The organism is Streptomyces sp. NPDC085931 (genome assembly GCF_044540565.1).
In the GTDB taxonomy this organism is placed as follows: domain Bacteria; phylum Actinomycetota; class Actinomycetes; order Streptomycetales; family Streptomycetaceae; genus Streptomyces.
The window spans coordinates 595,141-607,832 of record NZ_JBITSK010000001.1; the positions used below are offsets into that span (position 1 = coordinate 595,141).

The following is a 12,692-nucleotide window of genomic DNA, read 5'->3' on the forward strand; positions in this document are numbered from 1 at the left end:
GCTCGGGCGGTCGTGGTGGCCGGGCCGGCCTGCGCGGCCCGGTGTGCCGGCGGGGGTCAGGGCGTCGGGGTGCCGCCCGCGGTCGGTCGTTCCTCGGCCGCCGAGGCGCGGGCCAGGCGGCTGTGGGTGCGGCCGTAGAGGAAGTACACGAGGAAGCCGGCCGCCATCCAGATGCCGAACCGGACCCAGGTCTCGGCCGGCAGGTTGATCATCAGCCACAGCGAGGCGCACACCGACAGGATCGGGATGACCGGGACCCACGGGGTGCGGAAGGACCGGGGCAGGTCGGGGCGGGTCCGGCGCAGGATGATCACGCCGATCGCGACGACCACGAAGGCGAACAGCGTGCCGATGTTCACCAGGGCGGCGAGTTCCGTCAGCGGCGTGAACCCGGCCAGGATCGCGATGATCACACCGAGCAGGATGGTCGGCCGGTGCGGCGTCTTGAACCGGGGGTGGACGCGGGAGAAGAACCGCGGCAGCAGCCCGTCCCGGCTCATCGCGAAGAACACCCGGGTCTGGCCCAGCAGCAGGATCATGCACACCGTCGTCAGACCGACCGCGGCCCCGAAGCTGATGAAGCCCGCGTACCAGGGGTGTCCGGTCTCCTTGAACGCGTCGGCCAGCGGCGCGTCCACGGACAGCCGGGTGTAGTGCTGCATGCCGGTGACCACGATCGAGACGAGCACGTACAGCGTGGTGCAGATCAGCAGGGAGCCGAGGATGCCGCGCGGCATGTCGCGCTGCGGGTTGCGCGTCTCCTCGGCGGCCGTGGCCACGACGTCGAAGCCGATGAAGGCGAAGAACACGACCGAGGCGGCGGTGAAGATGCCCATCACGCCGAAGTTCGACGGCGCCCAGCCGAACATCAGCTGGATCAGCGGCGAGTCGAGACTCGCCCCGGCCTCCACCGGCTTCGCCTTCGGGATGAACGGGTCGTAGTTCTCGCCCTTGATGAGGAACGCGCCCGCGATGATCACCACGAGCACGACCGTGACCTTGATGGCGACGACGAGCGAGGTGATGCGCGCCGACAGTTTCATGCCGAGGACGAGGATGACCGTGAGGACCAGGACCAGCACCGCGGCGAGGATGTCGAAGCCGAAGCCGTCGGCGCCCTCCCGGCTGCCCAGCGCCGCCGGCATCTGCCAGCCGGCGTTGTCCATGAGCGACTGGATGTACCCGGACCAGCCGACGGCCACCACCGCCGTCCCGAGCGCGAACTCCAGGACCAGGTCCCAGCCGATGATCCAGGCGGGCAGTTCCCCGAGGGAGGCGTACGAGAACGTGTAGGCGGACCCGGCGACCGGGACCGTGGAGGCGAACTCGGCGTAGCAGAGCGCGGCCAGCGCACAGGCGATGCCGGCCGCCACGAACGCCAGGGCCACCGCCGGCCCGGCGTTGTCCTTGGCGACGGTGCCGGTGAGGACGAAGATGCCGGTGCCGATGATGACACCGACGCCGAAGACGGTCAGATCCAGCGCGGACAAGGACTTCTTGAGCGCGTGCTCTGGCTCCTCGGTATCGAGGATGGACTGCTCGACCTTCTTCGTCCGGAAGAGGGTGCTGCTCACGGGGTACCTCCCACGCTTGTCGTCCTCGACATGATCGAGAGGGGGCGTCCTCCATATGCCCCGACAGCGATGGAATCACGCCAATGGGCCGATTTCACCACCCTTGACGGGGGTGAAACCGGCCCATTCAGCGGTACCGGGGTGGGCGTCAGTCGCGCGCGGACTCCACGGAGTCGACCGTGGCCCGCTCGTAGCGTCCGTCCAGCTTGGCGACCAGGCCGGTCACCTGCCGGGCGATGTCCGGCGCGGTCAGGCCGATCTCGGCGAGCACCTCGGCGCGCGAGGCGTGGTCGAGGAAGCGCGGCGGGATGCCGAAGTCGCGCAGCGGCACGTCGACGCCCGCGTCGCGCAGCGCCTGCGCGATCGCCGAGCCGACCCCGCCGACCCGGCTGTTGTCCTCGACGGTGACGACCACGCGGTGCCGCTCGGCGAGCGGGGCCATGGCCTCGTCGACGGGCTTGACCCAGCGCGGGTCGACGACGGTCGTGGAGATGCCCTGCTTGTCCAGCAGTCCGGCGATCTCCAGGCACATCGGCGCCAGGGCGCCGACGGAGACCAGCAGCACGTCCGGCCGGTCGGTGCCGGGCTCGCGCAGCACGTCCATCCCGCCGACGCGGCGCACGGCCGGTACGGCGGGGCCGACGGCGCCCTTGGAGAAGCGGACCACGGTCGGCGCGTCCTCGACGGCGACGGCCTCGCGCAGCTGGGCGCGGACCTGGTCGGCGTCGCGCGGCGCGGCCAGCCGCAGCCCGGGCACCACCTGCAGGATCGACATGTCCCACATGCCGTTGTGGGAGGCCCCGTCGGTGCCGGTGATCCCGGCCCGGTCCAGGACGAAGGTGACACCGCACTTGTGCAGCGCCACGTCCATCAGCACCTGGTCGAAGGCGCGGTTGAGGAACGTGGCGTAGACGGCGAACACCGGGTGCACGCCGCCCGTGGCGAGGCCGGCCGCGGAGACCGCGCCGTGCTGCTCGGCGATGCCGACGTCGTAGACCCGCTCCGGGAAGCGCTTGGCGAACTTGTCCAGGCCGACCGGCTGGAGCATGGCGGCGGTGATGGCGACGATGTCCTCGCGCTCCTCGCCGAGCTTCACCATCTCCTCGCCGAAGACCGAGGTCCAGTCGGCGCCGGAGCTGGCGATCGGCAGGCCCGTGTCGGGGTGGATCTTGCCGACGGCGTGGAAGCGGTCCGCCTCGTCCTGGAGGGCGGGCTGGTAGCCGCGGCCCTTCTCGGTGAGGCAGTGCACGATGACCGGCCCGCCGAACCGCTTGGCCCGGGCCAGGGCGGACTCCAGGGCCTCGATGTCGTGGCCGTCGATGGGGCCGACGTACTTCAGGCCCAGGTCCTCGAACATGCCCTGCGGGGCGATGAAGTCCTTCAGGCCCTTCTTCGCGCCGTGCAGGGTGTCGTAGAGCGGCCGGCCGACGACCGGGGTGCGCTCCAGGACCTCCTTGGTGCGGGCCAGGAAGCGCTCGTAGCCGTCGGTGGTGCGCAGGGTCGCCAGGTGGTTGGCGAGGCCGCCGATGGTGGGCGCGTAGGAGCGCTCGTTGTCGTTGACGACGATGACGAGCGGGCGGTCCTTGGCGTCGGCGATGTTGTTGAGCGCCTCCCAGGCCATGCCGCCGGTCAGGGCGCCGTCGCCGATGACGGCCACGACGTGGTCGTCGCGTTTCATCAGCTGGTTGGCCTTGGCGATGCCGTCGGCCCAGCCGAGGACGGTCGAGGCGTGCGAGTTCTCGATGACGTCGTGCTCGGACTCGGCCTGCGAGGGGTAGCCGGACAGGCCGCCCTTCATCTTCAGCCGGGAGAAGTCCTGACGGCCGGTGAGCAGCTTGTGGACGTAGGACTGGTGGCCGGTGTCCCAGAGCACCTTGTCCCGGGGCGATTCGAAGACCCGGTGCAGGGCGATGGTGAGCTCCACCACGCCGAGGTTGGGGCCCAGGTGACCGCCGGTCTTGGAGACCGCTTCGACGAGGAAGGTGCGGATCTCCTCCGCCAGCTGGTTCAGCTCCTCCAGGCTGAGCCGGTCCAGATCGCGCGGTCCCGTGATGCGGGTCAGCAGCGGCACCCGTGCCTCCTTGCAGTAGAGCTGATCGAGCTGTTGCCGGGCGTGTCGAGTCTAATGTTCCGCCCTGGAGGACTGCGCCGAGGCCGTGCGTCATACGTCACGCATTCGGCTGTACCCAACTTGGGCCCCGCCTACGACACGACTGTGCCCGGCACCTGCCGGTGCCGGGCACAGGGTGGGTCTTCGGCGCTACGCGCGACCCGCGGTCTTCTGCGTCTTGCGCGTCACCGCGTCGATGACGACCGTGGCGAGGAGCACACCACCGGTGATCATGTACTGCACCGGGGAGGCGATGCCCTCCAGGGCGAGGCCGTACTGGATCGAGACGATCACCAGCACACCGAGCAGCGCGTTCCACGTGCGGCCGCGGCCGCCGAAGAGGGACGTGCCGCCGATCACCGCGGCGGCGATCGCGTTCATCAGCAGGTCACCGCCACCGGCGCCCTGATTGGCCGCCGCGATCTTCGAGGCGATGAACAGACCGCCCACCGCGGCGAAGGTGCCGGAGATCGCGAAGACCGAGATCCGGACCATCTCCACGTTGATGCCGGCCCGGCGCGAGGCCTCGACGCTGCCGCCGAGCGCGAACACCTTGCGGCCGTAGGCCGTGCGCCGCAGCACGAAGTCCGTGACCAGCAGCACCGCGATGAAGATCACCACGGCGAGCGGCAGGCCCTTGTACTGGTTGAAGACGATGGCGACGGCGAAGGCGAGGACCGCCAGCAGCACCGTGCGCACGATGGTCTCGCTCAGCGGCCGGGACGGCACACCCGCGGCCTCGCGGCGGCGGTTGCCGTAGAAGGAGCTGAGGAAGTACCCGGCGGTCACCACCGCGGCCAGCGCGTACGCGGCGGCCACGTCGGAGAAGTAGTAGCTGGTCAGCTGGGCCACGACCCCGTCCGGGTCGAGGTTGATGGTGCCGTTGTCGCCCAGGATCTGGAGCATGAAGCCGTTCCAGAACAGCAGACCGGCCAGGGTCACGGCGAAGGCGGGGACGCCGATCTTCGCGAAGAAGAAGCCGTGCAGCACGCCGGCGACCGTGCCGGTGAGGATGGCCAGCACGAAGGCGAGCCACTCGTTCATGCCGTTGGTGACGTTCAGCACCGCGAAGGTCGCACCGGCGACACCGGACACCGAGCCGACCGACAGGTCGATCTCGCCGAGCAGCAGCACGAAGACGATGCCGACGGCGATCATGCCCGTGCCGACCATGGCGACGGACATGTCGGACAGGTTGCCCGCGGTGAGGAAGTTGGAGTTCAGGCTCGTGAAGATGAGCCAGATGATCGCCAGGCCGATGACGACCGGGATGGACCCCAGGTCACCGGACTTCATCTTGCGCTTGAACTCGGTGACGTAGCCCGCGAGGCCCTGCTCGCGCACCAGCAGCCGCGGGTCGACCACCGTGACGGCGGCCTTGGCCGCCTCGGGGTTCTCCACGACGTGCTCTTCGGATCCCGGAGCCGCGGAGGTCTTGTCGATGCTCACTTGGAAACCTCCCCGTTCGTGCGCGCCGCACGGCGGGTCACGGCGTTGTCGGTGGCGCCGGTGATGGCGGAGATGATCTCTTCCTGCGAGGTCGACTTGACCTCGAAGACGCCGTTGTTGCGCCCGAGGCGCAGCACGGCGACCTTGTCCGCCACGGCCTTGACGTCGGCCATGTTGTGGCTGATCAGGATCACGGCGTGGCCGCGTTCGCGCAGCCGCTCGACCAGGTCGAGGACCTGGGCGGTCTGCTCGACGCCGAGCGCGGCGGTGGGCTCGTCGAGGATGACCAGCTTGGGCTCTCCGAGCATGGACCGGGCGATGGCCACGGTCTGGCGCTGGCCGCCGGAGAGCGAGGCGATCGGGATGCGCACGCTGGGGATGCGGATCGACAGCGTGTCGAGGAGCTCGCGCGAGCGGCGCTCCATCTCCACCTCGTCCAGGACACCGCGCTTGCGCAGCTCCCGGCCCAGGTAGAGGTTGCCGACGACGTCGATGTTGTCGCACAGCGCGAGGTCCTGGTAGACGGTCGCGATGCCGAGGTTCTGGGCGTCGTGCGGCTTGTTGATCTGGACGGACCTGCCGTCCCATTCGATGACGCCCTCATCGATGGGGTGCACGCCGGCGATCGTCTTGACCAGCGTGGACTTTCCGGCGCCGTTGTCGCCCACCAGGGCGACCACCTCACCGGCGTGGACCTCAAGCTCTACGTCGGTGAGCGCCTGTACGGCACCGAACCGCTTGGAGACCCCGCGCAACGCCAGCACGGGCGTAGCGGACACGTGAACCATCTCCTTCGCCGCCTGACCCGGCGGGAGGTTGTGCAGAAGTGTGGGAGGAGTGATCACTCCGGCGCCCCGCGGAGCTTGCGGGGCTGGTGTGGCGAGGCGCCGGAGGAACTCGGGGACAGCCGGTCCGGGGCCGGGTTCACGGGAGTCCGGGTGGACTCCCGCGCCCCGGCGGACCTGACGGCTGCTTAGTTGAGACCGGCCTTGTCGCAGGCGGCCTTGAACTTGCCCGCGCAGATCTCGTTCACGGTGTAGATGCCGTCCTTGATGACGGTGTCCTTGATGTTGTCCTTGGTCAGCGAGACGACCGGGACCAGGACGGACGGGATGGCCTTGGTGGTCGGGCTGTCGACCTTGTCCTTGGCGATCGAGTCGAGCGACTTGCCCTGGGCGAGGGCGACGGCCATCTCGGCCGCGACGTCCGCCTCCTGGGGGTAGGGCTTGTAGACGCTCATGTACTGCTCACCGGTGACGATGCGCTGCACGCCCGCGAGCTCGGCGTCCTGGCCGGTGACCGGGATGTCGGCGATGCCGGCGGCCTTCAGGGCGGTGATGATGCCGCCCGCCATGCCGTCGTTGGCGGAGTAGACGCCGACGATCTTGTCCTTGCCGAGGGCCGAGATGGCGCCCTCCATGTTGGCGTTGGCGTTCTCCGGCTTCCACTCCTTGGTGTCGTACTCGCGGCCGATCTTCACCTTGCCGTCGAGCACGGAGTGCGCGCCCTTCTTGAACTGGGCGGCGTTCGGGTCGGTGGAGGACCCGTTCATCATGACGATCTGGCCGTCCTTGGCCTTGTCGCCCAGCGCCTTCAGCAGGGCCTCGCCCTGGGTCTTGCCGACCGTCTCGTTGTCGAACGAGGTGTAGGCGTCGATCGGGCCCTCGGCCAGGCGGTCGTAGGCGACGACGGGGATGCCCGCGTCCTTGGCCTTCTTCACCGAGCCGGCGATGGCCTTGGAGTCCACCGCGTCCACGATCAGCACGTCGACCTTGTTGGTCACCATCGTGTCGACCTGCTGGTTCTGCGTGCTGGCGTCCTGCTTGGCGTTGGCGTAGACGACCTCGCCCTTGCCGTTGGTGAGTTCCTTGACCTTCTTCTCGATGAGCGGCCGGTCGAACTTCTCGTAACGGGCGGTCGCGTTCTCGGGAAGGAGCAGACCGACCTTGATGTCGTCGCCCTTCTTGGCGGACCCCGCGGTGGAGTCGGCGTTGTCGCCGGACTCCTTGGCGCTGCCACAGGCAGCAAGCGAAACAGCCATCACACCGGCGGCCACAGCAACGGCGGCGCGACGCATACGCGTGTTCACTTCAGAAACCTCCCTGACGAGGCCGCGACATTGCGGCCGAGGTGGCTGGAAGTCAACTCGGCCGCACGTGCGACGTCAAGAAGTAAATCCTTAACGAGATGGCAACGGTGCCATCCGTTCTCTAAGTGAAGGCAGGGGTGACGGCCTTCAGAGGGCCTGCGACCGTCCCGTCCAAAAGGGTCGAATCGCCCATCTCGCTGAGCGCGAGAGCGAGCGCTCCGAGCACCTCCGCACGGCCGCCGAGGGCCCCGGGGAGAACGGACAGCTGGCGCGCCGCACTGGGGATGGCATAGCGGCCGACGGACTCCCGGATGGGCCCGAGCACCAGCTCACCGGCCTCGGCGAGATCACCGCCGAGGACCACCCGGCTCGGGTTCAGCAGGTTGCAGAGATTGGCGACTCCACTGCCGATGTGGCGGCCGACGTCGGCGATCACCCGACGGCAGCCAGGGTCTCCGTCCCGGGCGAGCCGCACGACGCGCTCCATGGTCAGATCGGTGCCGTGGCTGGACTGGAGGAGCGGGAGCACGTAGCGCGCGGCCGCGAAGGTCTCCAGGCAGCCGCGGTTGCCGCAGCGGCAGACCGGGCCGGATTCGTCGAGTGTAATATGTCCGATTTCTCCGGCGGTGCCTCCGGGGCCCCGGTAGATCTTCCCGCTGATCACCAGGCCGGCTCCGACACCGCTGGCGACCTTGATGTACGCCAGGTCCCGCACGCCCCGGCCGCTGCCCCAGACCATCTCGCCGAGGGCGCCGAGATTGGCGTCGTTGTCGACGTGGACGGGGACGCCGAGGCGGTCGCGCAGCTCCTCGGCGGGTTTGGTGCCGGTCCAGCCCGGGAGGATGGCGGTGGAGCCGAGCGTGCCGGACTCCACGTCGATGGGGCCGGGCACGCCGAGGCCGATCCCGGCGATCTTGGAACGGTCGACGCCGGTGGCTTCGACCAGACGGGTGACCAGCTGTTCCGCGCGGTCGAAGCCCTGGGTCGACGAGGCGTCGACGTCGAGGGGCTCGGACTCCTCGGCCAGCACCTGGTGGGCGAGGTTGCCGATGGCGACGCGGAGGTGGGTGTGGCCGAAGTCGACGCCGATGACGATGCCGGCGTCGCCGCTGAGCGACACGCTGCGGGCGCGGCGGCCGCCGGCGGAGGTCGGGGTGACCTCGACCGTGCCGCCGTCCTTCAACTCCCGGACGATGTTGGACACCGTCGCCGCGGACAGGCCCGTCGTCCGCGCGATCTCGGCCTGGGTGAGGGAGCCCGCCAGGCGCACGGCTCGTACGACCCGCTCCAGGTTGGCTCGGTGCAGCGACGACTGCGACCCCGGAGTCTCCACGACGACCTCCTGCGCACGGGGCCGCATCGATGAGGCCCCGTCTATGTCCAACTAGTGAACTCTAAGCTGAGCCGTTCGGGTTGCCTCCCGTCAAGAGGTTGAACTGATTCCGGGCCGTACGCGGGTCGTTGCGGAGCGCTATGCGGGGGTACGCGCTTTCTGCCTGCGGCGGCCTGCGCGGCTGCTCCGGGGGTGCGCGTGGCGCGTGACGCCGGGCGGTGGGTCGGGGCCGCGCCGGGGGGTGTCCGTCCTCGGAACGGCGCGATCGACGTGCGTGCCGACTCACTGTCCGTTGACGCGCCAACCGCTGCGGGCGGACACCCCCCGGCACGGCCCCTTCCGTGCGTCGGCGGGTGCGGGTCCGTCCCGGCTGACGCCACACGGGCGTGCCGCCGCGGGCGCCGGGCCATGCCGGCTGCGGTCCGGGTTACTTCAGCGCCCCGGCGGTGAGTCCCTGCACCACCTGCCGCTGGAAGACGATGTACGCGGCGAGTACCGGCAGCATCGCCATGACCAGGCCCGCGAACAGGCCCGACCAGTCGCCCTTGTAGCCCTGGCTCACCGCCAGCTGCACCAGGCCCTGGGTGAGGACCCGCTTGTCGGGGTCGGTGTTCAGGACCGTGGGGAGCATGTACTGGTTCCACTGGCCCAGGAAGTTGAAGATGCCGACGCTGATCAGGCCCGGCTTGGCCATGGGCAGCATGATCTGGAAGAACGTGCGGCTGTGGGAGGCGCCGTCGACGAAGGCCGCCTCGGCGATCGACGTGGGCAGGGTGCGGAAGAACGCCGTCAGGAAGAAGACGGTGAACGGCAGCGAGTAGGCGATGTAGACCAGGATCAGGCCGTGGATGGTGTTCAGCAGGCCCATGTTGTTCACGACGTAGAACAGCGGGACCAGGGCCAGCATGATCGGGAAGCTCATGCCGCCGATGAACAGGTAGTAGATGAAGCGGTTGCCCGGGAAGTCGAAGCGGGCCAGGACGTAGGCCGCCATGGAGCCCAGGACGAGCGTGCCGATGAGCGATCCGCCGACCACGAGGACCGTGTTGAGGAAGTAGTCGCTCATGTTGGCCTCGGTCCACGCCCGCGACCAGTTGTCGAAGTGCAGCGAGTCCGGGAGCGACCAGGGCGAGCTGAAGATGGAGCGGTCGTCCTTGAACGACGTCATGACCGCCCAGAGCAGCGGCATGACCACCATGATCGCCCAGAGGACCAGGACGCCGTGGGAGAAGACGTTGAGGACCGTGCCCTCCTTCTTCTCCTCGGGCGGCGCGGCCGGCGGGAGGTCCTCCTTGGCCAGGGGGGCGCCGGACTCGGCCGGGAGCGGAGCGGGGGTCTCGGTGGTCTTCATCAGTACTCCAGCCGCTCGCGACGGCCCAGCCGCATCACCACGGCGGCGAAGGCCAGCGTGACGACGAGCAGGGCGACGCCGATGGTGGTGGCGTAGGCGGCCTGCCCGTCCCGGAACGCCTTCTGGTAGACGTACAGGACCATGACGGTGGTCGAGTAGTCGGGGCCGCCCGGCCCGGTCGTCATGATCTGCACGACCGCGAACGACTCGGCGCCCAGGGCGAGGATGCCCATGTAGACCCAGCCGGACTGCACCGTGTCCCACAACAGGGGCAGGGTGATCCGGAAGAACGTGGTGAAGCGGTTCGCGCCGTCCAGCAGGGCCGCCTCGTACATGTCCGCCGGGATGGAGGCCATGCCCGCGGAGAAGAGGACCACGAAGAAGCCGACCGTGGACCAGACGAGGACCGCCATCACCGCCCAGAGGGCCAGATCGGGGTCGCCCAGCCAGAGCGGCTGGACGTCGCCGAGGCCGATGCCGCGCAGGACCGAGTTGATCGCGCCACTGTCCGGGTTGTACGCGAACGCGAACAGCAGCGCGACGATGGCGATCGAGAGGACCTGCGGGAAGAAGTAGACGATCTTGTAGAAGGAGGAGCCGCGGACACCGGTGACGACCGGGCCGTTCTTTCTCTTTCTGCCGCCCACGTTGATCATGAAGGCGAAGAACAGCGCGAGGCCGATCGTCACCACCGGCAGCAGGAGGGCGAACAGCAGGCTGTGCTGCAACGACTTCCAGAAGATGTCGTCGTCCAGCATCCGGCTGTAGTTGTCGAAACCGACCATCTTGAATTCGGGACTCAGGCCGGTCCAGTCCGTGAACGAGTAATAGATGGACTGGATGAACGGCCAGATCACGAAGAGCGCGTACAGTCCCAGGGGCAGCGCGAGGAAGCCCACGATGAACCGGTACTTGCCGTGCTGCATCGCCACTCCGGTGCCGTTGCGGAAATTGGGTTTCCGGTGCCGTTACTGGTGCTTGTAGTGCTTGATGGAGTCGTCCTTGGCGGCCTCGTCGGCGAAGCCCTGGATCTTGTTGATGGCTTCGGCGGGAGTGAGGCGGCCGGCCATCATCTCGCCGAGGCCGGAGACACCGATCTTCTCCTTCTGCAACTGCACGTACCAGTCCTGCAGTCGGGGGTTCACCACGTTCTCGCCGGCCTTCTCCAGCGCCGCGACGCCCGACTTGAGACCGGGGGTGAGCGCGATGCCGTCGGTGCCGCCGTTGTACGCGGTCAGCGACTTCACCTTGCTGGTGAAGTTCTTCGAGGAGGCCTCGCTGAGCATGATGCGCAGCTGCTCCATGCCGCCGGGGGCGTTCTTCGCCTTGGCCGGGACGATGAACGGCTCGCCGCCGGAGGCCCAGATCGTGCCGAAGGGCAGCTTGTCCGAGGAGTCCAGGCCGGTCGGCGCGGAGACCGCCAGGTCGAAGTCCTTCGGGATGACGTTCGCCGACTCGTTCTCCACCCAGGAGCCGTTCGGGATGAACAGCGCCTTGCCCTCGGCCCAGGCGGTCTGCGACTGGATGTGGTCCAGGCCCGGGGTGCCCTTGAGGACGTAGCCCTTCTTGTAGAGCTCGTAGTAGGCCTCGAAACAGGCCTTGACGGCCGGGTGCTTCCAGGCGTTCGGCTCCAGGTTGTCGATGGCGTCGAGGACTTCGCGCCCGCCGACCTTGCCGATCATCGGGTACAGCGAGAAGGGGATGTAGTACGGGTACTTGCCCGCGTACGTCCAGCCCGCCATGCCCTTCTTCTTGGCCTTGGCGCAGACCGCGAGCATCTGGTCCCAGGTCTCCGGGTACTGCTCGTCGAGCGAGTCCAGGGCCTTCTGCGAGTACCAGACGCCGTACACCGTGTAGGCGTAGTACAGGATCCAGACCTTCTCGCCGTCGAACTGGCCCATCTCCACGATGCCGGGGCGCAGTGTGTCGCGGACCTTCTTGGCCGGGTCGTCGTAGGACGGCGCGTCCAGCAGCGGGGTGAGGTCGGTGAGCTGGTTCTTGCCGACCAGGACGCCCATGTCCATCTGCTCGGCGCCGGAGTTGTCGATGAGGTCCGGCGGGGTGCCCTGGTTGAAGCGGGGCTGGAGCGTGGACTGGATCTTCTGGGTGGCGGAGAACTTCACCGAGGCCTTGGGGAAGTTCTTCTCGTAGATCTTCACGGCGTCCTCGGCGTACTCCTTGCCGAAACCGCCGTCGAACAGGACGAATTCCATGCCGGCCGTGTCGTTGACGGCGAGCGGGTTCTTCGCGGTCTTCTTGCCCGCCTTGGCCTTGTCCCCGCTGTCGTCGCCGCCGCTGCTCGCACAGGCGGACAGGAAGCTCATGGTGGGGACGGAGATCAGCCCGAGCGCGGCGGATCGTTTGATCAGGTCACGGCGGCCGACACCCTCGGTGCCGCGGTTCTCGGCGGAAGTGGATCCCATGCTCAAGTCCTCGCCTTCTCCAGGACTCAGGCGGTGAACCGGATCCTTGCCGGCACCGCGATCGGGTCACGCTGGGTCGTGCAGGAAAGTGCGGGTGGTGACGTGCGGATCGTGTGAAGCGCCCGACAGGTATAGTCCACTTCCCGCCAGCGGATCAAGATCGAACACAAGGTTGGCCGCGGGTCTTATCCGAGTTGAGACCTAGCGGAAGTATGCGCGGCCTGTGTGTTTCACGGCGGAAAAATCCCGGTCGTCGCCCCCGAATGCCACAGGCAACACCCTTGACACACCCCGGCACTTGAGCAACTACTGGTCCTTGCGCATTGAAGGTGACAACGTTGTCCACTGCGCAGGGAGGGTACC

General features: G+C 68.3%; 9 protein-coding genes. All 9 read right to left on the bottom strand.

All coding sequences use genetic code 11. From position 1 onward, the window contains the following. Window positions 1-56: 56 nt before the first annotated feature. Entirely contained in the window at window positions 57-1,574 is a 1,518-nt protein-coding gene (locus ACIGAN_RS02515) for an amino acid permease (RefSeq protein WP_365099775.1), read from the bottom strand. A 148-nt stretch (window positions 1,575-1,722) separates the two neighbouring features. Next, window positions 1,723-3,645 carry a 1-deoxy-D-xylulose-5-phosphate synthase gene (gene dxs, locus ACIGAN_RS02520; RefSeq protein ID WP_399854513.1) on the bottom strand — a complete coding sequence of 641 codons (1,923 nt, stop codon included), beginning with the start codon at window positions 3,643-3,645 and terminating at the stop codon, window positions 1,723-1,725. Between the two features lie 189 nt (window positions 3,646-3,834). Beyond that, entirely contained in the window at window positions 3,835-5,133 is a 1,299-nt protein-coding gene (locus tag ACIGAN_RS02525; protein WP_365099779.1) for a sugar ABC transporter permease, read from the bottom strand. After that, window positions 5,130-5,921, bottom strand: coding sequence for an ATP-binding cassette domain-containing protein (locus ACIGAN_RS02530; RefSeq protein WP_031109031.1), 792 nt, complete (start codon window positions 5,919-5,921; stop codon window positions 5,130-5,132). The genes ACIGAN_RS02525 and ACIGAN_RS02530 overlap by 4 nt, the downstream gene beginning before the upstream one ends. Window positions 5,922-6,106: 185 nt before the next feature. Further along, window positions 6,107-7,210 carry an ABC transporter substrate-binding protein gene (locus ACIGAN_RS02535; RefSeq protein ID WP_311683382.1) on the bottom strand — a complete coding sequence of 368 codons (1,104 nt, stop codon included), beginning with the start codon at window positions 7,208-7,210 and terminating at the stop codon, window positions 6,107-6,109. Window positions 7,211-7,343: 133 nt separating this feature from the next. Then, window positions 7,344-8,555: an ROK family transcriptional regulator gene (locus ACIGAN_RS02540; protein WP_365099782.1), complete on the bottom strand. Its 1,212-nt coding sequence runs from the start codon at window positions 8,553-8,555 to the stop codon at window positions 7,344-7,346. Between the two features lie 427 nt (window positions 8,556-8,982). After that, complete coding sequence (locus tag ACIGAN_RS02545; protein WP_399854514.1) at window positions 8,983-9,906, bottom strand: carbohydrate ABC transporter permease; 924 nt, start codon at window positions 9,904-9,906, stop codon at window positions 8,983-8,985. Then, window positions 9,906-10,832, bottom strand: coding sequence for a carbohydrate ABC transporter permease (locus tag ACIGAN_RS02550; RefSeq protein WP_365099623.1), 927 nt, complete (start codon window positions 10,830-10,832; stop codon window positions 9,906-9,908). Before ACIGAN_RS02550 ends, ACIGAN_RS02545 begins: the two co-directional genes overlap by 1 nt. A gap of 42 nt (window positions 10,833-10,874) precedes the next feature. Further along, on the bottom strand, window positions 10,875-12,329 hold the full coding sequence (ngcE, locus tag ACIGAN_RS02555; RefSeq protein WP_365099625.1) for an N-acetylglucosamine/diacetylchitobiose ABC transporter substrate-binding protein: 1,455 nt from the start codon (window positions 12,327-12,329) through the stop codon (window positions 10,875-10,877). Window positions 12,330-12,692 lie beyond the last annotated feature (363 nt).

Bases quoted from the DNA above. Each gene is read 5' to 3' on its own strand.
- ACIGAN_RS02530 (WP_031109031.1), bottom strand. From the start codon at position 5,921: ATGGTTCACGTGTCCGCTACGCCCGTGCTGGCGTTGCGCGGGGTCTCC.
- ACIGAN_RS02535 (WP_311683382.1), bottom strand. From the start codon at position 7,210: ATGCGTCGCGCCGCCGTTGCTGTGGCCGCCGGTGTGATGGCTGTTTCG.
- ACIGAN_RS02545 (WP_399854514.1), bottom strand. From the start codon at position 9,906: ATGAAGACCACCGAGACCCCCGCTCCGCTCCCGGCCGAGTCCGGCGCC.
- ACIGAN_RS02550 (WP_365099623.1), bottom strand. From the start codon at position 10,832: ATGCAGCACGGCAAGTACCGGTTCATCGTGGGCTTCCTCGCGCTGCCC.
- ngcE (WP_365099625.1), bottom strand. From the start codon at position 12,329: ATGGGATCCACTTCCGCCGAGAACCGCGGCACCGAGGGTGTCGGCCGC.